The organism is Leptolyngbya sp. FACHB-541 (genome assembly GCF_014695875.1).
Classification (GTDB): domain Bacteria; phylum Cyanobacteriota; class Cyanobacteriia; order Elainellales; family Elainellaceae; genus JAAUTN01.
In genome coordinates, this window is record NZ_JACJPC010000017.1 from 1 (window position 1) to 24,181 (window position 24,181).

Below are 24,181 nucleotides of genomic sequence, written 5' to 3' on the forward strand. Positions count from 1 at the left end.
TGCGGCAAAGATAGTTGAGGGGTTGCCCTCCGCAAAAATAGCTCGGCGCCAGGTTATTAATAAGAAAACCACGAATTCCTCCTTCGCTTTATTGAAGGAGGAATTCGTGGTTTACATCATTAGAGTTTGCTGAAACAGCAAGGGTTGTTTCTAAATTAATAGCGCTTAGCAGCACACGCTAATTATCTTTAGTGAATTAGGCAAAACGACTCGTGAGGACGGGTATCGTTGGTAGTTTTCCAGATACTCCAGTACTGCCCAGGATTTTCCACAAGTATTCCCGGCTGGTTGACTGACAAATCTGCCGATATAGGTTGGGTGAAACAACGTGAAACCTAACGCCCACCTAAATTCTGTTGGGTGACGCATTCGCTTCACCCAACCTACGCTTATACCTACAGTACTGCCCAAGATTTTCCACGGATATTTCCAGGTTTAGTGAGATACGACCCTCTAACCTGGAAATACTTATAGTTGTCCTGCCTCTGTACACTAACCAGTTGGGGCAACTATAGCACTTGAGCGAAATAGAACGCATAGTTGAACGGCATGAAAGAGTTGTATCTGAATCAGCAAAATATCAAGATTAAATTACTGATATCGAGATTAATTCATGTCTAATTCCCAAACTTTGACAGCTCTGGTGCAGTGGTTAGCAGGAGAGTTTGACAATCGCAAGCAGGCATTTGAACAGCCTGCTTGGTTTGTGCATTTGCGACTCTGGCAACGTCCTTTACGACAGCGAATCCAAGGGAAATTGGCACTGTTTGCAGAGCAGGCGAATGCGCTCTATTTAAATCAACCTTATCGTCAGCGAGTTGTTGTGTTCTCAGAGAATGACGACCGCCTGCAAGCCCAATATCTAGCACTCAAACACCCTAATCAGTTTCGAGGTGCAGGTGCTGATACTGATTTGTTGAATAAGTTAGAAGCTTCTGATCTGGAGCCACTGCTTGGTTGTGTACTGGATATCACTCTACAAGACAATATGTTCAAGGCGCGGCCCTTACCCGAAAGCAAGTGCTGCTTTGAGTATGAGGGCACAACTCGCCAAGTGGTGTTGGGGTTTGATGTTGGCTTAAATTCTTTTGCAAGCTATGATCGCGGCGTTGACCCTGAAACAGGGCAAGCACTATGGGGAGCTTTAATGGGCCCCTATGAATTTAGTAAGTGTGAAGATTTTGCGGCTGAGCTACCTGAATAGCGCCAGTATTGAGTTGTTCACCAACCTGCTGCAATCCCTAACTTTTGGTCAACCTTGTGAAATCGCAAGGTGCGATACTATGAGATTAACTTTGGAGATATAGGATGTGAAAGGTTTAAAAGCACTGTGAAGCGCTTTTATCTTCACCCTTAGCAGCCAGGATTAGCGGAGATCTGTTATGGGACTTTTTGACCGGATCGCTCGTGTGATTCGTGCCAACTTGAATAGCCTGGTTGGTCAGGCGGAAGATCCAGAAAAAATTCTGGAGCAGACTGTGCTAGACATGCAGGAGGACCTGATTAAGCTGCGGCAGTCGGTAGCGCAGGCGATCGCCACTCAAAAGCGAACTGAGCGACAGGCAGCTCAGTCTGAAAAAACTGCGAATGAGTGGTATCAGCGAGCGCAGCTGGCGTTGCAGAAAGGGGATGATAGCCTAGCACGGGAGGCTCTGACTCGCCGCAAGTCCTATCAGGAAACGGCTGATGCGCTGAAGGGGCAATTGTCTCAACAAAACAGCGTTGTTACGAAGCTGCGGCAAAATATGATGACTCTGGAGAGCAAAATCTCTGAGGCAAAAACCAAGAAGGATATGTATATTGCTCGCGCCCGCTCTGCCAAAGCATCTCAGCAAATCAACGATATGATGGGGCGTGTGGGTACAGGTAGTGCCATGGCTGCATTTGAGCGCATGGAAGAGAAAGTGATGCAGCTTGAGGCTCAGTCTGAAGCGATCGCCGAGTTGGGTACCGACGACCTAGAGAAACAGTTTGCAGCACTAGAGGGTGGCGGCGACATTGACGCAGAACTGGCTGCCATGAAAGCGCAACTTTCCTCTGGTGCAGCTCCGGCTAGCTTGCCGTCTAGTAAACCTTCATCGTCTACTGCTTCTGAAACTGATCCAGAGTTAGAAAAGCTGCGTTCTCAACTTGAAGATGCATAAACTTGAGTAGCGGCAAAGTGAAGATTCAGAATTAATTTGCTTCAAGGCTTGAGGTAAGCAATCCTAGACAACCTGCTGAGTTTGAAACTGAGCTAGTTGGCTGGGGGAAATTGCGCCGTGTTCGGTGATGATAGCGGTGACTAGGTTAGCTGGAGTGACATCGAAAGCGGGATTGTAAAAATCGGCTCCGGGCGGACAAATGATGGTGTCGCCGATTTGAAAAACCTCTTCAGGATCACGCTCCTCAATGGGGATTTCACGGCCATCACTAAGCTTGAAGTCAACTGTAGACAGCGGAGCCGCAACAAAGAACGGAACGTTATGGGCTTTGGCAACTAGGGCGACATTATAAGTCCCAATTTTGTTTGCAGTATCGCCGTTTGCAGCAATTCGGTCAGCCCCAACGACGACTGCATCAACCATGCCTCTTTGCATACAGTGAGCCGCCATGCCATCCGTGATAACAGTCACTGGAATTCCTTCTTGCACGCATTCCCATGCAGTTAGCTTTGTACCCTGTAAGCGGGGACGAGTTTCATCTGCATAGACCCTTTCTAAGCGACCGTTGTACCAGGCCGATCGCACTACGCCTAAGGCGGTCCCGTATCCCGCAGTTGCTAGCGCCCCGGCATTGCAGTGGGTGAGAATCCGCAGTTTAGCAGGGGTAGAGGGCAAAACTTCTAGTCCGCGATCGCCAATTGCCCGACAAGTCTGCAAATCTTCTGCGTTGATTGTCTGAGCCATGTTGAGTAAAGACTGCCGCAAATGCTCAACGGGTCCAATCGTTTGACGTGCTGTTTTCAGCATCCGGTCGATCGCCCAAAACAGATTCACGGCTGTGGGTCGCGTCGCCCTCAGCTTTTGAGCAACTGCTTCCAAGCGGGTCAAGAACTCATCCCGGCTGTCAGTTTCAATCTCACGAGCACCCAAATACATGCCATAAGCCGCAGCAACTCCAATTGCAGGCGCACCTCTCACAATCATGGTTTTAATTGCTAGTGCCATATCGTCACAGCGACTAATTTCGACGACAGCATATTCACCCGGTAAGCGAGTTTGGTCAATGAGCAAAACGCAGTTGCCCTGCCAGACAACGGGATAAACCTGATTTGTGAGTGACATTGGATTTTCAGAAGGAGAGGGTAAAAATATCTTAACTCTTGAGGATAAATGTCGCGACAAAGCGCTAAAAATAGCAATCGCAGTTAGCTCAAGTGTTCGAGGTCAGAGGGAGATAATACCGCTACTGAGCAGAAACCCTCTCATGGGGAACGCAGGCTAACACTATCTCGGTTTCTGCTTCCGTAAGACCATACAGTTCGCAAACAAGCTGATCGATTTGTTGATCAACCGCATTGATTTGATGGTGGAATTCCTGTAACCCTGCTGGCTTTGCAGGCTCTTGTTGAGCTGACGCCAACAACAACATTTGTTCAACCAACCAGATTAGCTGGTTATAGCGATCGCTCCCCTTTTCCCCTTCCCCATCTCCCCAACAAATCGGTATCTGTTTCAACTGCGGCGGACCCACACGCAGATAACCACCGCTGAGGCTATTGCTAGCAAAACTGCTAGTGAAATAGAAGCGAATCAGCTTGCTGTTGAGTATGCCTAACAAATAGCGCAAGTCAATTTCGGATTGAATGATTGAAGTTGACTTTGCAGCCAAAACTGTACCCGCCGAGTCCAAGGCACACTCCAGCTGCCTTGTCATTCCTGCGACTAGAATTTTGGGGGCGATCGCCTGCTGTTCTCGTTTGCGCGGTAGGTGCTGACGTAAATGGGCTGGAATCACCGGATGCAAGTAAGACGCGCCCAAATAGCGCAATCGCTTTCTCCCCCACAAAAAACAGTAACGATCGAGCGTGCCGCTGTTGACTAGTTGCAGATCTTCAGGAGTAGGAGCTTGGCTTTCCTGAATTAGCGGCTGAATTGCGTAAGCTTCGGCAACAGTTGCGGCTCCTAGGACTTGGGCGATTGCACCTAAAGGTAGAAACTGCCGCAGTCGCAACATCAAGTCTGCCTGCTGCGGCTCAAGTGTAACTAGCCAGGGCAAGCTTCTCTCAACAGCCTGCTCAGAATCAAACGGCTTAGCGTTAGATGGGTCGAACTCTATGACTGGAGAAACAATGTGAGAATGGGCAACTTCTTCCACACTTTGCATTAACTCATAGTGAATCTTTGACGATGTGAAGGGAGTGCCTTTTTGCACCACATACACCAGCGGATAAACAGCTACTTCAAATACTGAGACACGGGAGTAGTCTCGAATTGAAAGAAGCTGGTTGTGCTGTAGGAGCGATCGCGCCCCTGCTGCATAGTCTGCCGACAGCAGTTTGTTTGGCACGATCAGACTACTTAATCCGCCGGGTTTACATAGTTGCAGCGCCTTTTCAATAAACACACAAAAGATGTCCCAGTTGCCAGCGGCCGCGTTGTAGTGAGTCATGCAATAGTGACGGCAATGGGGCAACCATCGCGTCATCGTTTCTGAATCAATGTAAGGCGGGTTGCCAATCACCACCTCAAACCCTCCCGATTGCATCGCTTGCGGAAATGCGGTTTGCCAATCTAGCGGATGAAGTGCTTCTCGTTGCAGCGCTTTGTGTTGCGGACAAGCATCTTGCCCGACGATCGCATTGCCCACTTGAATGTTGTGGCTGAGGTCGGGCAGTTGGTCCAAATCAGGGTGAGGCAGAGATTCTAGCAACTTCAGCAATAGGGATAACCGTGTCACCTCAACTGCTTGTGGATCAAGGTCAACGCCATAAAGTTGATTGATCAGAATTTGACTACGCTCTGTCTGGGTGAGAGTTTCCTTGTGGTCTAGCAAAACTTGATAAGCTGTCAGCAAAAAAATGCCGCCTCCACAGGCAGGATCAAGAATTCGCAGCGGGGTTTGGTCGTTTTCAGGACACGATTTGAGCAAATGTCCAACGGTGTTTTGGATGATGTAATGAGCGATCGCTCTCGGTGTGTAATAAGCCCCAGCAGACTTTCGCCTGCCAATTTTGGGCAATTCTGCTCCAGGATTAATTTCCTTTGCTAAAAATATCTCGTGAAGTTGCCCCAATGTCTCAATGGGAATCGTGTCACCACAAGAGACGAACTGAGCAAAACAACTGCACAGGTCACACAGCAAATGATTTTCAACAGTCAAATGAAGCTGCTGTGGGTCGATTGAGAAATTGCTTAAGCCAACCCCGTGCCAGTACTGCGTCAAACGGGCATAGAGATCTGTTTGTTGGGAAATTTGCTGAAGCTGACCGGGTGCAACAATTCTCCGATTTTCACAAATTGTCAGACAAAGCGTGACTAATACAATCCGCTGGGCAATTTGGCTGGCTCCATTGGGCAACTCAGGATGAGTCAGCATCAGATCGTGGGCGATCGCTTCCCAAGCCCGCTCAGCCTGCTTCAGCAGTGCTTTCATACCTGTTCCGCAATGCTTGCTTCAGCAAGAGGCTGAATACAGTCAGGGCTATCGTGAGTTGCACGGTTGACCTGACTACTTACGGGATAACGCTCCATGCCTTGAGCAGAATGAGGACACAGCAAAGCCTGTAGCAGATCAGGTTTAGACATTGGGGAAAGCCAGCGATCGTAGTTTGGTTCATCTAAGATTACGGGCATTCGGTTGTGAATCGGCTCCATTAACTCGCTGGCTTCTGTCGTCAGGATGGTGCAAGAGTCAATGGTGTCCCCTTCAGAGCTTTGCCAGTGTTCCCACAGCCCAGCAAAAGCAAAGGGATGGCGATGCGAAGCAGTTCCCTCTTTGGGGTAATCGCTGCGACAAAAATAAAATGGCTGCTTCTGTTTTTCTATCTTTTTCCACTCGTAAAATCCGTCCGTCACAATTAAACATCGCCTGCGCTTAAAGGCAGCCCGAAAGGCAGGTTTCTCGGAGACGGTTTCGGCTCTAGCGTTGATCATTTTTGCCCCAATTTTGGGGTCTTTTGCCCAGGAAGGAATCAAGCCCCAATAGAAATGTGTAAATTGTCGCTGTTCTTGGTCGTCCAGCACTACGGCAGCAATAGGCTGAGTAGGCGCAATGTTGTAGCGCGGCGGCAGGTCGGGCACCTTGGCTAGTCGAAAGTGATTGGCGATCGCCTCACTCGTTTGGCTCAAAGTAAATCTTCCACACATAGCTCTAAAAGTTATTTTGAATTGCGATCAGGGTCTGAATCCAATGTAAAACTAAATGTAGGTCAATGTGTTTCCAGCCGCGCTTATCAAAAACGATTGATCAGTTGAGAAACCTGCCGTGAAAGCACTTCCTGAAAGAATTGTTGCTGCTGGATTTGGTCTAGCGATATTTTTGCTATGTGGCGTTAGCATCGCGTCTTATTTCCAACTTCAAAAGCTAGTTAAAAATAAGCAATGGATAATTCACACCTACAAGGTAATTGGATCAATTGACAATGCTTTTGAAGCAATAAGCGAGGCAGAAAACGCCCATCGAGACTATCTGAGTACTCGGCGGAAAGTTGACCTGGACAAGTATCATACCAGCGTAAAAAAAGCTACTCAGTCAATTGAACAAACTCGGCAACTAACAATCGACAATCCAACTCAACAGCAGCGACTCGAACGCCTTGAGCCTCTAGTCGAAAAAAGATTAGCTTTGCTCGATCAGTCAGTCAGTCTAATTCAGCACAATCAGCTAGAAACGCCTGCACGGATTGCCTTTATCGAACAAGGCAGAGCTGTTCAACCAGAGATTAGGTCAGGCTTACAATCCCTTAAAATTGAGGAGTATGCCTTGCTACAAGAACGAGCAGCAGCAACCGGCTTTTCTAATATTTGTTTGGTAATTTGTATCGGTTATTTTTCTAGTTTTATTTTGTTGATTTGGGTTTATCGATTACTTAACAAACAAATTGGTGTCAGCAAAGCCCTATCTGAAGAGGCAATTCGTCTAGAGCAGCAGGCTACAAAATCAAAACTAGAAAACATTCTGGAAAGAATTACCGATGCTTTTGTCGCCCTCGACCCTGATTGGCGATATACCTATGTTAACCAGCGGGCAGGACACATCTTCAATCGTGATCCTAAAGAATTAGTTGGTAAAAATATTTGGGAAGAGTTCCCTAAAGGAATTGGGCAGAAGCTTTATCATGCCTATTACCAAGCAGTAACTGAACAGAGAATGGTTCAACTGGAGGAATATTATCCACTCTGGGATAAATGGTTTGAAAGTCGGATCTACCCATCCCGTGAAGGACTGCTGATTTTTTTTCAGGATATTACCGCGCGAAAACAAGCAGAAATCGCGTTAACTCAGAGTGAACAGCGCTATCGGTCTTTGGCAATCGCCTCTGCTCAAGTCATCTGGCTCAGCGATGCAAACGGCAAGACAGTTGGAGACACCTCTGCTTGGCAACAGCTTACTGGGCAAACCGATGCGGAGATCAAAGGGTTGGGTTGGCTAGAGGCGATTCACCCGGACAGCCGTGAACGGATTCATCAGTCTTGGCTTCAGGCGATCGCCACTCAAAGTCTGTATGAGCAAGTGCAGCCGATGCGAACCCGAGACGGCAGCTACCGTGATTTTTGGGTGAGAGGCGTCCCGGTGCGTGAGGCAGATGGCACCGTTCGAGAATGGATTGGCACTTGCACGGATATTACTGAGCGCAAACAGGCAGAAGAGGCACTGCGACAGGCAAAAGCTGAGTTAGAAATCAAAGTTCAAGAGCGCACTGGTGAATTGGTACGTTCTAATCAGGAGCTAGAACTGTTTGCTTCTGTAGCTTCCCACGATTTGCAGGAGCCACTTCGGGCAATTTCGGGCTTTACTCAACTTCTGATGCAAGATTTGCCAGCCGATCTTCTGGACGAATCAACAAAAGAATACATGCACTGGATTGTGGACGGAACGCAACGAATGCAGCAGTTGATTCATGATTTGCTCGCCTACTCACGGGTAGGCACTCACGATTTGGTGCTTACTCCAACCGATTGCAACGAGGTGCTGGAGCAAGTTTCACGTAATTTGCAGGTGGCGATCGCCGAAAATAATGCTGCTATCTTCCATGACTCACTTCCTATGGTTATTGCAGATAAAACTCAATTGATTCAACTCTTTCAAAATTTGATTGGTAATGCTATCAAATTTCGGCGTAAGGAACCGCCCAAAATCTATATTCGGGTAGAGCAAACTGCCTCAGAGCAAATCTTTAGTATTCGCGACAATGGAATTGGCATTCAACCTCGTTATCTCGAGCAAATTTTTGAGGTGTTCAAGCGCTTACATACTCGTCAGGAATTTCCCGGTACTGGAATCGGTTTAGCAATTTGCAAAAAGATTGTAGACCGTCATGGAGGTCGCCTGTGGGCTGAATCTCAACCAGACGAAGGAACCACTTTTTATTTCACTCTACCTAATCGGGAATAGCGATTTCTTTCTTTAAGCCAATTAGAATTAGCTAACACGATACCAGACTCCTATTGCTTAAAATTTCTTGAGTCCTAATTTTTAAAGAGTTAGCATCTCAATTTATCGCAACTCTTATCAAAGAAGCGTTATGGAAAAATTTACCATTCAAATTTTATTAGTAGAAGATAGCTCCACTGATGCAAACTTATTACGTCAAATACTTTTACGGGCAAATCAACTAGGTTGGGAAATGACACACGTCGATCGATTAAGCTACGCAATTGACGCTTGTTGCGATCGCCCCTTTGATGTCGTTTTGCTTGACCTACATTTACCAGATTCCAGTGGACTAGAGACCATCACAGAATTTCGTGCTGCTATTCCTAGTCTGCCAATTGTGGTTTTAACTGCAACAGATGATGAAGAATTGGCTTTGCAGGTCATGGCAAGCGGCGCGCAAGATTACCTGGTCAAAGACCAAATTACGATTCAACTGCTGGTGCGAGCAATTCGCTATGCGATCGAGCGTGAACAGATTCTAAAACGCCTCAAAAACAGCGAACAAAACATGCTCAAAGCGCTTAATCAAGAGCGTGAACTGAACCTAATGAGAACTAACTTTATCTCAATGGTTTCTCATGAATTTCGCACACCGATGACAACAATTCGTTCTTCTACAGAGTTGCTTCAGTGTCTCGGACAGCAAATTACGCCAGAAAAAAGAGAGCAATATTTCAACCGAATCCAGACGTCAATTGATCAAATGCTTGACCTATTGGATGAAGTTTTACTGTTGGGCAGCAGTGGAGCAGGTGGACTAGAATACAATCCTGCTCCATTAAATTTAGAAAACTTTTGCCTGGAACTAGTTGAAGCCATGCAGCTCAATGATGGCGATCGCCATTCTATTGTTTTTACTCGTGAAGGAAACTGCACGGAAGCTGAGATGGATGTCGCTTTACTGAGGCATATTTTTATCAATCTCATCTCCAATGCGATTAAATATTCTCCGACGCAAAGTAGGATTCAATTTAATCTAAATTGTCAAAATAACACTGCCTTTTTTTCTATCGAAGATCAGGGAATTGGAATTCCCGATAAAGATCAAAGCCGTCTGTTTGGAACTTTCTACCGATGTAGCAACGTGGGTAGAATTCCTGGGACAGGCTTAGGATTGGCGATCGTGAAAAAGTGTGTCGATCTGCATCGAGGCAGGATTCACGCCAGCAGCAAAATCAACGTTGGCACCAAATTTACTGTAGCTTTGCCGCTTACACCTTAAACAATAGACCTCTTGCTGAGTGGGGACGCGGCTTTGCCGCGTCCCCACTCACGCTTCGAAAAACGATTCATGCAGGGAGTCTAATTAAACATGCTTATTTTCGAAGTAGAGTTAGAGGCTAAGAACAAGCTGCAATTCGGACTCTGGTTTGGCATCTTCGGGCAATGGATCGGGTTCGGCTCTGACTGCAGAACAATATCGCGCATAGGCACAGCGATCGCACTGTTCGCCAGGGAAGGGAAGCCACTTGCGATCGTGTCGCAACTCAAGGGCTAGCTCGCCAATCACACTCTCGACCTGCTGCCGATGAGAAGGCGTGACCTCAAAACTCACCTTGTTTCCAGTTCGCAGATACACTAGGCTCAAGCGTCGCAAACTACGCTGATAGCGCTGCTCTAGCGCCAGATAATACAGCCCAATTTGCAAATCCATTTCATCAGGCTGGGGTGGCTCAACCTCCTTGGTTGACTTGTAGTCAATCAGCTCCAACCCGTCTTCTAGTAAATCCAGGCGGTCATACCGTCCCGACAGAACAAACTCCAAATTCTGCACCTGTAGCGTTCCTTGAATTCTGCCTTCAACTGCTACAGGTCGGCGCATCACCGACTGACTCACAATAAAGTCGTTGTAATAACGCCTCAAAATCGATCGCCCTTCTGCCATCTGGTTTGCCGTCAGGTCTTTGGTTTGTCGGCTCCAGCAGTACTCAATCCAGTCATAGCGTGGAATCGCATCCTGGTAGTGCCATTCCTGGTAAATTTGCGCTAAAGCCTGATGGAGCGAAGTCCCCAGTGCTGCTGAGCCAAAAAACGCTGCTCCCTGTATTCGCCGCTCATAGCGGAAATAATAAGCCTGAGGGCAGTGATAGTAGGTTTGCAGTTTAGCGGCAGACAGTGTGTAGGGCATGGGTTCCAACTCAAGCTGAATGATTGGAGAGAAGGATAGGTGCTCGTACAGCCATCGCTTCTCAACCCATCATGGCACTAGATATAGAATTAGAACAGGGTACTTTTGCACTACTTGCACTAGAGATAGGGGTTGGGGGTTGGGGGTTGGGGACTAGGGATGGGGCACTAAGGTGAGGCGATCGCCCCTGAGTAGAGACTATATTTAGCGGGAATCTAACACTGCGTTTACAGTATTTCTTTTAACAACTGCTTATCATGAGGTAAAACCAATCACCCCGGAATGATGTTGAGTCGGATTAAAGATATTGCTGCGAATCTTGCCCCCCGTCTGATAGAAATTCGTCGCCACATCCACAGTCATCCTGAATTGAGCGGTCAGGAATATCAAACGGCTGCCTACGTCGCAGGAGTCCTTTCATCTTGTGGTCTGCATGTGCAAGAACTAGTTGGTAAAACGGGAGTTGTGGGTGAAATGCTCGGCTCTGGTACTGATAGTCGGCTTCTGGCAATTCGTGCAGATATGGATGCCTTGCCTATTCAAGAAAAAACCGGGTTGGAATATACCTCTCGACAAACTGGCATCATGCACGCCTGTGGTCACGATGTCCACACGACGGTAGGGCTAGGAACGGCAATGGTGTTGGCTCAGCTAGGTGAGACACTACCAGGCACAATTCGATTTCTATTTCAACCGGCTGAAGAAACTGCCCAGGGAGCAGGATGGATGGTCAAAGATGGAGTCATGCAGGATGTGTCCGCGATTTTGGCACTGCATACATTTCCGACTATTCCCGGTGGCTGTGTTGGCATTCGCTATGGGGCACTGACTGCTGCGGCCGATGATTTGGAAATCACCATTTTAGGAGAGTCAGGACACGGGGCCCGACCGCACGAAGCAATCGACGCAATCTGGATTGCGGCCCAGGTGTTAACGACACTTCAGCAGGCAATCAGTCGCACCCACAATCCACTGCGTCCGGTTGTGCTGACGATTGGACAAATCACAGGCGGCAGGGCACCTAATGTGATTGCCGATCAGGTGAGAATGCTAGGAACAGTGCGATCGCTCCATCCTGAAACCAGTGCTGCTCTGCCAACTTGGATTGAGCAAATTGTCGCTAGCGTTTGCCAGCCCTTTGGGGCACGGTACGAAATCAATTACCGGCGAGGCGTTCCCTCGGTGCAAAATGATCCGGCACTTACCCAGTTGATAGAAGTCGCTGCTCACGAAGCCTGGGGAAGCGATCGCGTGCAGCTTCTACTAGAACCCTCCCTTGGAGCTGAAGATTTCTCTCTTTACCTAGACCACGCTCCAGGCACAATGTTTCGTCTCGGCGTTGCCTTCCCTGACCAGCCCAATTACCCGTTGCATCACCCTCAGTTTCACGTTAATGAAGCGGCGATCGTTACAGGGGTTGTCACAATGGCCTATGCCGCTTACAAGTATTGGCAAAACTAAAGCTATCTAGAGTGAGCAAAGCGATCGCGCAGCAAAATCTATTTCTAAAATCGCGGGCTTAACTCCCCAACCCCGTGTCCAACATCCTTCAAGCAAGGACATTCTTTTTGCTGCCTTTAGGAAGATGAACTGGCGCTAAGTTTCTTTGTAGACTGCTCCAAACAAGAGTGAGCAATCTCCTGAGAACTATGGCAGCATCCACACCGCTAAAAGGCATAGAGCTGATCGACTGCGCTAAAGCTAATGCCAAACAGGGCATCGAAACTGCTGCAGGGCTGTGTGGTTATGGTCGGGATCTCAACACCTTCAAGCAGGAGCTTCAACACGCTTGTAGTCAAATTGGTGTGCAGGTTAATGAGTTGAGCGATCTGATTACAGATCAGCAAGTCATTCGTCAAGGGGAGGGAGTAGAAGTAGCACCCGACACCCCTTCAGAGCTGTAGTCCAATTCAAATCCAAATAATTCCTATTATTTTGTTGAATCTACCCACTTTAAATGGGTATTTCTCCCGTCGTGGAAAGGACGTTTATTTCTTAAGCTATTTAATAGCAAGGTTTAACTTGTGCATCACTTGCACGAATGCAAGTAACAATGCGCTTCTCAAGTTAAATCTACAGTTTCCTGAGGCCCGTAGGTGATCCACACTAAAATTGCCGAATCAACACAGCATCACATCAACCCGCAGGGTGTGCAGGTGAACTATTCAGACTCCGTTATTGGGGCAGCGATTTTTGATTTAAGCGGTTTGCCTAAAGAATATTTCACAACGGCTGACAGTGGTGATATTGGCTGGGTGCAGACGATTTTTCAGGCGCTGGGGCTACAGTCTTTACTCATTTCGTCTTTACAGTTAGAAGGGTTCCGTCATGCTGTGATTCATGGGGCGGGCTACTGTGCAATTGTAGTCAGGCAGCGGGCACGTTATACAGCCTTGTTGGTGCGTCAAGCTGACTTTAAAGAACTTTCAAGCTCTTTTGTTCACTGGATGCAAGACCTTGAACCGACTATTTTAAGAGCCAATCCTCGTTTCAATGCGGTTTAACTAACTGTTCTGCATTAGTAGCGAATCCGAGGATCGACGTAGGCGTTGAAGATATCAATCAAAATGCTGGCGATCGCTACAATCACGCCAAAAAACACCATAATTCCCTGTACGACAGGATAATCTCGGAACCCGATCGCTTCGTATAACCGATTAGCCAGTCCCGGCCAGGAAAAAGTTACCTCCGTTAGAATTGCACCTCCTAGTAATGAGGCGATCGTCAATCCCAATACTGTAATCAGCGGAATCATCGCATTTTTCAGCGCGTGAGTCATGACGATTTGCCGCTCAGGAATGCCTCTCGCGCGAGCCGCTTCTACGTAGTCTGACCGCAATGTTTGTTTCAGGTTTACCCGCACAATTCGTTCAAACACGCCGCTCAATAGAATTCCTAGCGTCAAACTGGGCAGCGCTAGGTAATACAAGCTTGTAAACAACGCTCCAAAATTTGCCTGCAACAGGCTATCAATCACGTATAGCCCAGTCAGCCGATCGGGAGGTGTGAGCGATAGCGGAAAGCGAGTGCCGATCGGAAACCACCGCAACTGCACAGCAAACACAAGCTGCAACAGCATTCCCACCCAATAGGTTGGCAGAGCGTAGGTAATGATGCCAAACAGCCGTCCCCCTGCATCAACGGGCGTGTTTGGTTTGGATGCAGCCAATGCACCAACGCTCACCCCTACCAGCACTGCGATAATCGCACCCAACACGGTTAGTTCGACGGTAGCCGGAAAATATTGCAGAATAATTTCCCAAACCGACTGTCCCTGACTGGTGAGCGATGTGCCTAGATCAAGCCTAAGCAAATCTTTCAGGTAATCGACATATTGCACCCAAAGCGGGTCGTCTAAACCGAGGCGCGATCGCAATGCTTCCTTCGCCGCCTCCGGTGCCCTGCCGCCTAAAATCACATCAACCGGATCACCTGGCGTTGCCCGCAGCAGCAAAAACACCAGTGTCACGATCGTCCAGAGCATCAACGGCGCAAGCAACAGACGAGAGAGAATATAGTAACCCAGGGCAGTAGAACGAGACATGAAACTTATTGGTATCGGTTGAGTAAACTATTCTGAAATTGACGAAAGAGGGTAAAGGATGAATATTGATATTAAAGAAAAACTACTGAACGAAATCGATAAAACTTCAGATTCAACACTCAAAGAGGTTTTAGATTTTTTGTTGTTTATCAAAGCCAAAGAAGTCCATCAGGAACAACTAGAAATCAGCTTGCTCAGTGAACCTTTATTAGCAGAGGATTGCCTAACCCCCGAAGAGGATGAAGCGTGGCAACATTTGTAAAAGGTGATGTTGTCGTTGTTCCTTTTCCATTTTCTGATCTGACTAACACTAAAAGACGACCCGCTTAGTGGTAGCAGCACTTAGCCTAAGTGATCTGATTCTTTGTTTGATCACTAGTCAGATGAGTAACGATCAGTACACGCTCGTTATCTCAAACGATGATTTTGAATCAGGTAGTCTGAATAGAGATAGCTACGTTAAATCTAATAGACTGTTCACAGCGAATGAGCGAATTATTGCATACAAAATAGGTACTTTAACCGCAGATAGAGTAAATGAGGTCATCACAAAAATAGTTTCGATTCTGCAACAGTAAATCTCAATTCTAATTTTTAGATTGCTTGCAATTTGTGTATGAGGGAGAGCGATCGCCCTCCCTCACATCATTCCTATTTAGAAATTTGCCAGAGCAAGAACTGCTGAGTTGGCTCGATGCTGACGTTTTCTATCCCGTCTTGAACAAAGACATAATCTTTGTTTTGCCAGAGGGGAATGTAAGGAACATCTTCAGCAGATAAGTCTTGCAGTTCAGTGAAGACGGCATCACGAGCAGCGGGGTCTTGCTCTGCCCGTTCTTGCGTGATCAGGTCATTTGCTTTTTGGCTGTAGTAGAAGGAGCCGTTGCCCTGACTTGCACCTTTCTCGCAAAGCGTTTCGGGTGAACCCTGGTCGCAGCTAAAGAAAGGCTGGGTGAAGTTATCCGGGTCGTAGAAGTCGGGATACCAGTTGAGCAAAACGGTTTCGTAGAGCCCGGTGTCAACCCCTTCAGAGAGCGTGGCACGTTCTGCGCTGTTGACAGCAACGGTGACTAAGCCTGGAAGCCCTTGTTCAATCGATTCCTTAAGCGTGTTAGCGATGATGCTGCGCTCGGTGGAGGCAGAGGGATACCAGATTTCAAAGTTGAGCGGGTTGGATTCCGAATATCCGGCTTCTTCCAGGAATGCTCTGGCTTTGTTGAAATCGCCATCCCCGTAAGCTTGCTCAAAGACAGGTTTATAAATCTCGAAACTAGTCGGAATCATGCTGTAGAGCGGCTCTGCGTTGCCTTGAAAGACTCGCTCGTTGATCAGGTTGCGGTCGATCATCGCAGCGATCGCCTTTCTTACATTTAGATCACTGGTTGGCTCAATCTTCTGGTTTAGCGTCATGTAGTTGATTACATTCGTGCCAGCTTCGATCACTTCCCAGCCACCGCTGTCTTCTTCTCGTTGCAGGCTGGCAATCTGGTCAGGGTCAAGCGTTTGGTAAGCAATATCTAATCCACTCGTGCGGAAGGTGTTGTACAGGTTTGCCGGACTTGCATAAATTTGAATGTCGATGCCCTGATTAGCCGGAGGTTCGCCCCAGTAGTCCTCGTTCACATCCAATTTGATCGAGTCGGCATTGAGGGAAGCTAGTTTGTAAGGTCCGGTACCAATGAAGGAGTCAGGTTTGAAGCTGCCTTCGCCAATTTCGTAGGCATCAGGTGGAACGGGGGTTACGCCCCAAAAGGATAGCAGTGCCGGGAATCCAGCAAACTCAGCCTTGAGTGTGATGGTCAGTTCGTATTCACCAGAAGCTTCAACCGAATCGACTACGTCTCCTAGCAAGAAGGCTGGTCCGCCCCCATTTTGAATGAAGCGATCGATAGAAAATTTCATCACTTCGGCGTTAAAGGCAGTGCCATCATGCAGCGTTACGCCTTCTCGCAGCGGAATGGTGTAGGTCAATCCGTCATCGCTAACGGTTGGCATCTCGGTTGCCAGTTGGGGAACTAGGTCTGTGGTGCCCGGTTCGTAGGTGTAGAGGCGATCGCCCATGTTATAGAGCAAGATGCCTGTAAAAATTGTGTAGGCATCTGCCGGATCGAGCGTTTCCACTTTTTGCGTCGTGCCCATCGTGATTCGACTGCTGCCCGCTTCCTCACTGGCGGCTGGGCTAGCGGGTTGCTCGGTATCAGGCGCACCGCCACAGCCGACAATCAGTGCAATACAAAGGCTGAATAGCGTAAAGAATTGGAGGAGCGATCGCCACCCCCGCCGAGAAAAGCCAAACCGACCCGCAAAACCAGACCCGCTCATAAACTCCACCTGGATATCCCAATACAGCTTGTCATCTGTCTATATCCAGAACTTTATACACTGCTAGCAGCAATAACTCAATCAGAATCAACGCATCTACTAATGACCCTGTGCTCAGAGTTAGCTTTTTGAAAGCCTACAGTGCGTTGATTCTAAATTTGCTAAAGGTCAACTTAGTTCCGCTAAAACTCGACCGTCACTTCCTAAAAATTTGACCTGACAAACTCCTGCATTTTTAGGTAGCATCACACTAAAAATCCCATTAACAACCTGATCCTTTAAGGTTTCTCCAGTACCAAAAGTTACTTCAACAGCAACGGCTTCGGCGGGTGCAAATAAATTTCTATATTCAAAAGTACTGCCAGCATAGAAGGTATAGCTTTCATCAGCAGCAGTTGCAGCAGGTACCGACGGATTTCTCAACGGATTTCTACATTCAAAGGTGCTTCCGAAGTAGAAGGTGGAGTTCCCATCTTGGGTTTTATTTGACGTCATAAGAGAAGTACTTCTTAAAGTTTCTCCTTCTGATAAAAAGGGCGCACTAAAACTCAAGAGAGGACTATAGCTAAAGCCTCTCCAGACATTTCCTCGTCGAACTAGAGATTTGAAGTCGTAATTTATAGGGTGCTCAAAATAAGGAGCCTCCACTTGCTGCCAACTGGCGTTCCTTTGCTCAACAGTTTCCATTCCGATCACAGCAGACTGTATTGCTCTACTGTCAGTGCGACAAAGCAGCCTGAAAAACACAACTTGTTGGTACGGTGGATATTGAACTGCATGCAGAATCCGAAAGTCTCCAAGAACCTGAGCTTTCTGTCGAATTTCCCGATTGGGACAAAGGTCACCGGAGAAGTAAGAATGACGAACGATATCTTCAGGACTAGGTGCAACAGGCACGTAGGTAAAATTGTTGTCAACCGTTGGCAACTGGTTACTATCCTGCTGTAGAATCCGACCGTTTTCACCTAAGGCTCTGATTTCACGAACCTCAGTGGCTTCTGGTGACGCTATTGCAAACACACTATCTTTGTTCTCCTGTCGCAGACTTTCACCCGTATCAAAGATGACTTCTATTGCTGTCACATCAGGGCTAAGAATTTCACCATAGATCATGGGAGGGCGATCGCTCTGTTGGTTCTCACGGTTCACCGTTCCGTATTCGACATATTCTTGAGAAAACTCTGGTAAGACCTCAAGGTGAGAGCCAAGTTCGGGCGATCGCCACCCTAAACTTTTGCGCTCCAGAACTTCATAGCCTAAGAAGCTTCTTCTAGCTCGACTAATACTGCTATCTCCGTCAAAGCAATTGATCCGATAAATGGCGATCGTCTCTTGTGACTGTGCTTGAGTTCCAATAAGACGAAAATCTTCTGCTGTCCAATCTTCTGGGCAGATAGCACTTAGCTCTCGACGAACCGCTGCTCCAGCACTCAGAGAAAAATAATACAAGCTATAGCCAGAAACAACGCTCAGCAGCAAGCCACCTAGAGCAATCCATAGTCGTTTCATAGCACTTTTCCTGGATAGAATAGCAATCCTAAATCAGTTATGAGATGAGCGAGTTATAAGAAACTCACCTCTTTAGGTGAACTTCTCACAAATCATTTGGGACTGCTATAGTAACCAATTCTGAAAAGGTTCTTCTGAAGATCGGCTAAGTAGCCTTTTCTAACCATACGGAGTCATTACGGCGAATCGTGCCGCCCTGCAAGACAGACATGCGAATGCCAGCAATAACATTGTTATAGCGAGCAGTGGTGCGGAGGATATTCAAATCTTCGGGTAGACCAGATTGCGCCAAGGTCGTCACCACACAACGGGGACAGGCAGTATCGATGCTGAGACGAACTGTTTCACCGATCGCCAAAATTCCTCCTACCCACTCATCTTCCAAAAATGCAGTTTCACGCGAAGTAGGTTCAATGACAAAATTCGGGCGAAATCGGCAGCGCTCAAATTGCCCTTCAGGATAAAGCTCCTGTAACCGAGCAAGGGTTGCTGTTGTCATAGCGTGAATGGAGCAAGAGTCAAAAAATGTTCCTGCTGGCATCAACAGTTGAGTCACTGTATCCTGGTGAGCCGTGCCTTCAACAGATGGCCAGTACTGTTCCAGAGTGGGAGCTTCAGGTGGGCAAGAAAGCAACTCCACATCTCGCCCCAGTCCCGCTGAAAGGACTTTGCTAACATCGGGTGCTTCACTGGTAACCGTGTCGCCATTGGGCAGGGAAACTTTCACAGCAGGGAGAAACTCATAGTCATGGGGTGTTTCTGTAAGAGCCGCCTGATAATCAAGTAGCTTCGCCCACTTCTTAGGATTTTTGGCGCTAGCTACTTTGCCACTTTGCACATCCAGTAGCGCATAGGCGCGATCGCCCGCTAGTCCACGAGTAGTTACTTTTGAAACCTCTACTTCCTCTCCCAACATGGACTTCACCGGATAACGCCAGAGTGACGCGATCGACCCTACTACTTCCCGCACCATAAATGTTTAATTCTGTAACAATGGGACAACGTTACCAGAACAGACGCAACACAGAAGTATCAGGGCTTACGAGGGTGGGAGCGATCGCCCCTCCTATGCTTTTGCCTCTATGTTTGGTTCGGTGAGGATGCAGGGGCAGGTGGGAAAGGGCGATCACCAATGATCATAAATAACTTCACATGAATGCTCGGCTTAAACACGAAATCAAATTGGACAATATCGCCCATCACCTGTAGCAGATACAATCTGCATCAAACCATCGTTTTTTCGGCAGTTGGTGTGCATGAGCACTGTTAGCTTGAGATCACTTACTTCGAGGAATTTACTAGGTGTGATACGTTCCCAAAAAACTATCGGCAGAGTAGTAGGATTTACATTAGGAACGCACCCTACAGCCATGGCGATCGCACTAACCAGCAAAATGTGATCTCTCTGCACGAAAGTTTTGGAAGTCAACCAGCCTATCATAAAAAAATTTTATCGACAGATAGAATAGGGGTGTTTGCCCTGTTGTCTTTCGTATACCTACAAATGCGAGGTTTTGGTTGATGCCTACCCCATACAATGATGCAAGGAATCAGGTAATTCTAGTCGACGTCCTATTGCTAGCATGCATTTTCCTTGGTGTCGATTTCATTCAAGAAGCAGCAATTAAATTTGGGTCCGCAGCAGTCACGCTGAAAAATTTATCTGCAATACCTTGCATTTTGATATGTGTGCTTATCTACACAGTATATAGATTGACTATAGAGTGGCTTAATAGTGAATTTGAATTCAAGAAAAAGATATGGAATAAATTAGACTACAGAATTACGTTAATTGGAACACAAGTTATATGCTTCACCTTTTACACACAGGAAATATATGAGCGAACATTATTGATGAGAGAATTTTGGGTAAACAGTGCATGGGGTGGTGGCTTGGTATTAGGGCTTTTTATTATTTCTTTCCCGCTCTTGAATTTTCTCCAAAAAACTGTTCCTCATGATACAAACCTTAGAACAGAAATGTGGACTTTTACACGGGTTCTTTGCGTGCACATAGTGTTAAGCGAGATATACTTAAACGTTATTTCCCAAGAAGTTGCTCCAACTGACTTTTTTGCGATCTTTTTCTTAAGCCCACTTGTCTTTTTGGGTATCCCCATAACGATTTTAGTTCCTCAATTAGAAAGAGATGAGGAAAGTAAGGGGTCTACCATAAGCTGATGCGTAGATGTGATGATCTTACAGACTCACAAAATATTCCTCTCAAAAATTCAATTCAAATATGTTGCCTTGATTCTCAAAATAAACGGAGATAATAACCGAGCATTCTAGAGATTTGTTTAGAGGGCGATCGCTCCTCCTCAAACGATCGCCCCTCTTCTCCTAGCCTCCTCGTCTGCAATCGCGAGTCAAGATACTTATACACTTCACCAGAACTCGATGCAGGTAAAAGGGGACTCTAGGCACTCACTTCAGCAAAACCGCAATGAGATAAGTCGTGAATCATTTCAATCACACCATAAGTTGAGATAATTTTATCCAGGTTATCCTGACTCTGAGAGGGAAAGCGCGAAGGTGTCTATACCGATCCGGTACAATGGCTGTCTGTACCCTTAACCGGGATCGCTGACGGGTGAAGACACCGAGGAGTAAGCGGACTGAATGACTCAGTTGAATAATGCCCTGACCCTGTTCTTTAGCCTGCTGGTTGAAGCAATTCCGTTCCTGTTGATAGGCGTGGTGTTTTCCAGTGCGTTGCTGCTGTTTGTGGATGAGCGCAAGCTGGTGGCGATGATGCCCAAAAATCCACTGCTGGGAGCGCTAGCAGGTAGCATGGTTGGGTTTCTGTTTCCAGTGTGCGAATGCGGTAACGTGCCTGTGGCACGGCGACTGATTGTGCAGGGTGCGCCTGCTTCGGTGGCGATTGGCTTTTTGCTAGCAGCGCCGACGGTCAATCCAATTGTGTTTTGGGCAACCTGGACGGCGTTTCGTGGCCAGCCGGAAATTGTGTTTCTGAGAATTGGGTTTTCGCTGCTGATTGCCACGATCATTGGTTGGGTGTTTAGTTCGCAGGCAGATTTGCGACCGCTTTTGCAACCAGCGGTGGCTCAGTCGATGCCTGCACCCCAAGGAAGGCGATCGCGTCGATCTGCCAAATCTGCGGAGCCTGCCTCTGAACTCTTGCAATCCGGCACGTTTCTAATCAACTCCTCAGGACAGCCCATGCGAATGGAGGCAGTCGGGGCGCAGGCGGCTTTGGCAGCTAGCTCAGTGACGACGAAGCCATTAGGCGATCGCCTCCAGCTCATGCTAGACAACGTGGTGCAGGAATTGCGCGAACTGGGCGGCGTATTGATCTTGGGAAGTGCGATCGCTGCGATCGTTCAGGTAGCGATTCCTCGTGAAGTCATTCTCAGCTTGGGGCAGGGGCCGATTACGTCGATTTTGGCGATGATGCTGTTGGCGTGGGTCGTATCAATCTGCTCAACGGTTGATTCCTTTTTTGCTCTATCATTTGCTTCGACGTTTACCAGTGGCTCTTTGCTAGCATTTCTAGTCTTTGGTCCCATGATTGATGTGAAAAACATTGGGCTATTGCTATCGGTGTTCCGGGGGAGAGCGATCGTCTATCTATTTGCGCTGGCGGCACAGTTGACATTTTTGCTAACCCTGATCATCAATTTGTATGTCAGCTAGGAAAGAGAGGGATGAAGGATGAAGCTCACAAAACCTCTAACCTCTCTAATCTCTAGTCTCTAGCCCCTAAACCTGTACACTGCGTGTTTTGGAAACTGCATGACTGTTAGACCTAAACCGATCGCTCAACCCCAACCTCGACGGCTTGGCAGTGCTTTCTGGCTGGTTGTCCTGGATATTTTGGCGATTGCCACTTGGGGCGTTTTGCTGCTGAAATACTGGCTGACTGGTAAGCTCAACGTTTTGCTGCACCCGAACTACATGTGGCTGGCAAACACCGCTGGGATTTGCTTGCTGGCGCTGAGCTTGATCAAGGCGGTGCAGCTTCTACAAATTACGACTCAGCGCAGTGCCCGCAATCATTTTAGAAGCTTGCCCACGATGCAGCACTTTTCGCTGTTTCCAAGGGGATGGAGCAGTGCGATGCTGTTAGCGGTGGCAGTGTTTGGGCTACAGTTTACGCCTCAGCCGTTCGCCAGTGAAGTGGCGCTTAATCGAGGTGTGACGGATACGCTGGCGATGACGCGATCGCAGCCTCAGTCTTTTCGCTCGACCACCAGTCCGGAGGAGCGATCGGTAATTGACTGGATTCGCACCCTGGATGTGTATCCCGAACCTGATGCCTACACCGGACAGCAAGCCAATGTCGAAGGCTTTGTGATTCATCCACCCGAACTGCCCAACAACTATCTGATGATTTCCCGGTTTGTGATTACCTGCTGTGCAGCCGACACCTATCCGGTTGGGTTGCCTGTGAAGCTTGAAGGTAGCCGTTCCACCTACCCGCAGGACACCTGGCTGCGCGTTAAAGGTTCGATGATCACTGAAACCCTTGATGGGCAGCGTCACCTTACCATTCAGGCAAGTGAGCTAGAGGAAATTGAGGAACCAGAGAATCCGTATGAGTATTAGACCGTACAAGTATTAGACAAGGATAAGCTTTTCGGGCGTTAAGCGCCCGAAAAGCTCATTGATTTTAGATCAAGCCAGTTCCCTTGCCGCGAGTATCTTTGTCCATCGTCAGTTTGCCGGTCTCGTCGTTTTCATTCACTTCACGGACTTCTTCTGCTCGCTCTGCGGCATTTGCTTCTTCTTCTTGTCTCAGGTCGCCAGGTTCGTTAACGTACATCTCAGGCTCGATCGCATAGTTGTTTGCCAGACCTTCCTTATCGACCGTGTAGCCTCCTGTGGTATCAATACTGCCTCTGCCAGCAGCCTCAGGATCACTGGTAGGCTGCTTGTAGCCTTCACCTTCGCGATCTTTGCGTGCGCCAGTTTCAGCCGGGGTAATACCTCTGTCGTAGTTGTCCACGTCAACGGAGCGATCGCCAGCCCGATTAAAATCTTGATTAGTCATGAGTTAATTCTCCAAAGAAATGTAGTACTTACCGCTTTAAGCCGGCTCAAATCACGCTGCCCCCAGTTTCTTGAAAGCATTACTTAACTTGAGATGACTTACTTTAAGGTTTTTAGTAGTGAAGTACACACTACCGAGAGTCGGATGTTTCTGACACTTCTAAATCAAAATGTTGTCTGTCTAAAGAGAGACTTTTACACTTCTTAAAGTGAGGTTTAAGCAGGTCAATTTACCCCAAACCTGTTTAGGGATATAGCCTTCAAGCAAATATCCTTGCTCCATTTTGGGATCTATCTATTGACTGCTTTGCTCTTACAAAATGTATTTAATAATTTTTCAAACACTCTTTGGATAGACTTGGGCGAACACAATAAATTGTGTTTTCAGAGCTTAATTCTTTAAAGCTTAATTACAACTCATAGGCTGAGGCTAACGGGCGATCGCCACACCTCTTTCCAGGAACCGGACCGATTTAATTTGCCATTGAGTATTGCGGGTTAGGGTTTCTCGCAAGCCGCCAAATAAAGCAAATTGTTCGCAGGTTGAGAGCGAAGTAATTCTACGAGGAGAACCGGGCACCAGACGCAAATCAACCGTTGCTACGCCCTTATCAACACTGACCCGAAAACCAGACAAATCAAAGTCACTACTGGTTTGCGCCTGCAAAACCTTACTTACGGCTGCGGTGACGGGCTGGTCAGATGGCAGTTGAATTTCTTCTGAGACAAAGCTTTCACATTCACTATCCGCCGTGTAAAGAGTAGCGCTGACTGTTGCAACGGGTTCAGGGGTTGCCGCACTGTTGGTTTGAGCCTCGGTCTGGTTGGCGGGTTGACCATCAGCTTGATAATTTAGTCGAGTATCAGCCTGATTATTAGCTTGGCTATTGGTTGAGACTTCGGATACAGCAGTGGGAGAAACAAGTGCTGCATCCGATGGAGACTCAGAGCTGGCTTGAATGGAAGTACTAGGGTTGGGGTTGGGGCGATCGCCCCCTGGCTCAATCTGAGAACAGCTTCCCAGACCTAGCAAAAGTATTCCAGATATTAAAACGGACAGCGGTAGAATGCTTTTCATCAGTAAA

22 protein-coding genes are annotated in these 24,181 nt (G+C 47.5%); 12 read left to right on the forward strand and 10 right to left on the reverse strand.

The annotated features are described in order from the left end of the window. Positions 1-613: 613 nt before the first annotated feature. Positions 614-1,204 (forward strand): chromophore lyase CpcT/CpeT, encoded by a 591-nt coding sequence (locus tag H6G00_RS02095; RefSeq protein ID WP_190795450.1) that lies wholly within the window; start codon positions 614-616, stop codon positions 1,202-1,204. 178 nt (positions 1,205-1,382) lie between these two features. Continuing rightward, positions 1,383-2,144, forward strand: coding sequence for a PspA/IM30 family protein (locus tag H6G00_RS02100; RefSeq protein WP_190795451.1), 762 nt, complete (start codon positions 1,383-1,385; stop codon positions 2,142-2,144). 63 nt (positions 2,145-2,207) lie between these two features. On the opposite strand, the gene mtnA is transcribed toward H6G00_RS02100, so the two are convergent. The 3 genes from mtnA to H6G00_RS02115 all read right to left on the reverse strand — a co-directional run bounded on the left by mtnA (position 2,208) and on the right by H6G00_RS02115 (position 6,290). Then, positions 2,208-3,266, reverse strand: a complete 1,059-nt coding sequence (mtnA, locus tag H6G00_RS02105; protein ID WP_190795452.1) for an S-methyl-5-thioribose-1-phosphate isomerase — start codon at positions 3,264-3,266, stop codon at positions 2,208-2,210. Positions 3,267-3,387: 121 nt separating this feature from the next. Next, the gene (locus tag H6G00_RS02110) at positions 3,388-5,577 is read right to left on the reverse strand and encodes a DNA methyltransferase (RefSeq protein ID WP_190795453.1); all 2,190 of its coding nucleotides are present in this window, start codon (positions 5,575-5,577) and stop codon (positions 3,388-3,390) included. After that, on the reverse strand, positions 5,574-6,290 hold the full coding sequence (locus H6G00_RS02115; RefSeq protein ID WP_190795454.1) for an SOS response-associated peptidase: 717 nt from the start codon (positions 6,288-6,290) through the stop codon (positions 5,574-5,576). Before H6G00_RS02115 ends, H6G00_RS02110 begins: the two co-directional genes overlap by 4 nt. Positions 6,291-6,408: 118 nt before the next feature. Between H6G00_RS02115 and H6G00_RS02120 the strand changes: the two genes are divergently transcribed. Together H6G00_RS02120 and H6G00_RS02125 are read left to right on the forward strand one after the other, a co-directional pair. Further along, on the forward strand, positions 6,409-8,538 hold the full coding sequence (locus H6G00_RS02120; protein ID WP_190795455.1) for a PAS domain S-box protein: 2,130 nt from the start codon (positions 6,409-6,411) through the stop codon (positions 8,536-8,538). A gap of 130 nt (positions 8,539-8,668) precedes the next feature. Then, the gene (locus tag H6G00_RS02125; RefSeq protein WP_190795456.1) at positions 8,669-9,802 is read left to right on the forward strand and encodes an ATP-binding protein; all 1,134 of its coding nucleotides are present in this window, start codon (positions 8,669-8,671) and stop codon (positions 9,800-9,802) included. A gap of 111 nt (positions 9,803-9,913) precedes the next feature. Here the strand turns inward: H6G00_RS02125 and H6G00_RS02130 are convergent, their stop codons facing one another. Beyond that, positions 9,914-10,708, reverse strand: a complete 795-nt coding sequence (locus tag H6G00_RS02130) for a PD-(D/E)XK nuclease family protein (RefSeq protein ID WP_190643404.1) — start codon at positions 10,706-10,708, stop codon at positions 9,914-9,916. A gap of 285 nt (positions 10,709-10,993) precedes the next feature. On the opposite strand from H6G00_RS02130, the gene H6G00_RS02135 reads away from it, so the two are divergent. The 3 genes from H6G00_RS02135 (at position 10,994) to H6G00_RS02145 (ending at position 13,212) form a co-directional block, all read left to right on the forward strand. After that, the gene (locus H6G00_RS02135; protein WP_190795457.1) at positions 10,994-12,169 is read left to right on the forward strand and encodes a M20 family metallopeptidase; all 1,176 of its coding nucleotides are present in this window, start codon (positions 10,994-10,996) and stop codon (positions 12,167-12,169) included. Between the two features lie 188 nt (positions 12,170-12,357). After that, complete coding sequence (locus H6G00_RS02140) at positions 12,358-12,612, forward strand: hypothetical protein (protein ID WP_190795458.1); 255 nt, start codon at positions 12,358-12,360, stop codon at positions 12,610-12,612. Positions 12,613-12,804: 192 nt separating this feature from the next. Further along, positions 12,805-13,212: a hypothetical protein gene (locus H6G00_RS02145; RefSeq protein ID WP_199318264.1), complete on the forward strand. Its 408-nt coding sequence runs from the start codon at positions 12,805-12,807 to the stop codon at positions 13,210-13,212. A 14-nt stretch (positions 13,213-13,226) separates the two neighbouring features. On the opposite strand, the gene H6G00_RS02150 is transcribed toward H6G00_RS02145, so the two are convergent. Beyond that, entirely contained in the window at positions 13,227-14,252 is a 1,026-nt protein-coding gene (locus H6G00_RS02150) for an ABC transporter permease (protein ID WP_190795459.1), read from the reverse strand. Positions 14,253-14,310: 58 nt separating this feature from the next. Between H6G00_RS02150 and H6G00_RS02155 the strand changes: the two genes are divergently transcribed. Together H6G00_RS02155 and H6G00_RS36485 are read left to right on the forward strand one after the other, a co-directional pair. After that, the gene (locus tag H6G00_RS02155; protein ID WP_199318265.1) at positions 14,311-14,514 is read left to right on the forward strand and encodes a DUF2281 domain-containing protein; all 204 of its coding nucleotides are present in this window, start codon (positions 14,311-14,313) and stop codon (positions 14,512-14,514) included. Positions 14,515-14,635: 121 nt separating this feature from the next. After that, positions 14,636-14,830 carry a hypothetical protein gene (locus H6G00_RS36485; RefSeq protein ID WP_347278134.1) on the forward strand — a complete coding sequence of 65 codons (195 nt, stop codon included), beginning with the start codon at positions 14,636-14,638 and terminating at the stop codon, positions 14,828-14,830. 73 nt (positions 14,831-14,903) lie between these two features. On the opposite strand, the gene H6G00_RS02165 is transcribed toward H6G00_RS36485, so the two are convergent. The 3 genes from H6G00_RS02165 to H6G00_RS02175 all read right to left on the reverse strand — a co-directional run bounded on the left by H6G00_RS02165 (position 14,904) and on the right by H6G00_RS02175 (position 19,056). Continuing rightward, a complete protein-coding gene (locus tag H6G00_RS02165; protein WP_190795460.1) occupies positions 14,904-16,574 on the reverse strand; it encodes an ABC transporter substrate-binding protein in 1,671 nt (556 codons plus the stop codon). 168 nt (positions 16,575-16,742) lie between these two features. After that, the gene (locus H6G00_RS02170) at positions 16,743-18,083 is read right to left on the reverse strand and encodes a hypothetical protein (protein WP_190795461.1); all 1,341 of its coding nucleotides are present in this window, start codon (positions 18,081-18,083) and stop codon (positions 16,743-16,745) included. A 145-nt stretch (positions 18,084-18,228) separates the two neighbouring features. Continuing rightward, complete coding sequence (locus tag H6G00_RS02175) at positions 18,229-19,056, reverse strand: MOSC N-terminal beta barrel domain-containing protein (RefSeq protein WP_190795462.1); 828 nt, start codon at positions 19,054-19,056, stop codon at positions 18,229-18,231. 548 nt (positions 19,057-19,604) lie between these two features. On the opposite strand from H6G00_RS02175, the gene H6G00_RS02180 reads away from it, so the two are divergent. The 3 genes from H6G00_RS02180 (at position 19,605) to H6G00_RS02190 (ending at position 22,652) form a co-directional block, all read left to right on the forward strand. Next, positions 19,605-20,264 carry a hypothetical protein gene (locus H6G00_RS02180; RefSeq protein ID WP_190795463.1) on the forward strand — a complete coding sequence of 220 codons (660 nt, stop codon included), beginning with the start codon at positions 19,605-19,607 and terminating at the stop codon, positions 20,262-20,264. A 441-nt stretch (positions 20,265-20,705) separates the two neighbouring features. Beyond that, entirely contained in the window at positions 20,706-21,740 is a 1,035-nt protein-coding gene (locus H6G00_RS02185) for a permease (protein ID WP_190795464.1), read from the forward strand. Between the two features lie 99 nt (positions 21,741-21,839). Then, positions 21,840-22,652: a TIGR03943 family protein gene (locus H6G00_RS02190; RefSeq protein WP_190643414.1), complete on the forward strand. Its 813-nt coding sequence runs from the start codon at positions 21,840-21,842 to the stop codon at positions 22,650-22,652. A 64-nt stretch (positions 22,653-22,716) separates the two neighbouring features. On the opposite strand, the gene H6G00_RS02195 is transcribed toward H6G00_RS02190, so the two are convergent. Together H6G00_RS02195 and H6G00_RS02200 are read right to left on the reverse strand one after the other, a co-directional pair. Beyond that, a complete protein-coding gene (locus tag H6G00_RS02195; RefSeq protein ID WP_190643415.1) occupies positions 22,717-23,097 on the reverse strand; it encodes a hypothetical protein in 381 nt (126 codons plus the stop codon). Positions 23,098-23,526: 429 nt separating this feature from the next. Then, positions 23,527-24,174 (reverse strand): sporulation/spore germination protein, encoded by a 648-nt coding sequence (locus tag H6G00_RS02200; RefSeq protein WP_190690485.1) that lies wholly within the window; start codon positions 24,172-24,174, stop codon positions 23,527-23,529. Positions 24,175-24,181 lie beyond the last annotated feature (7 nt).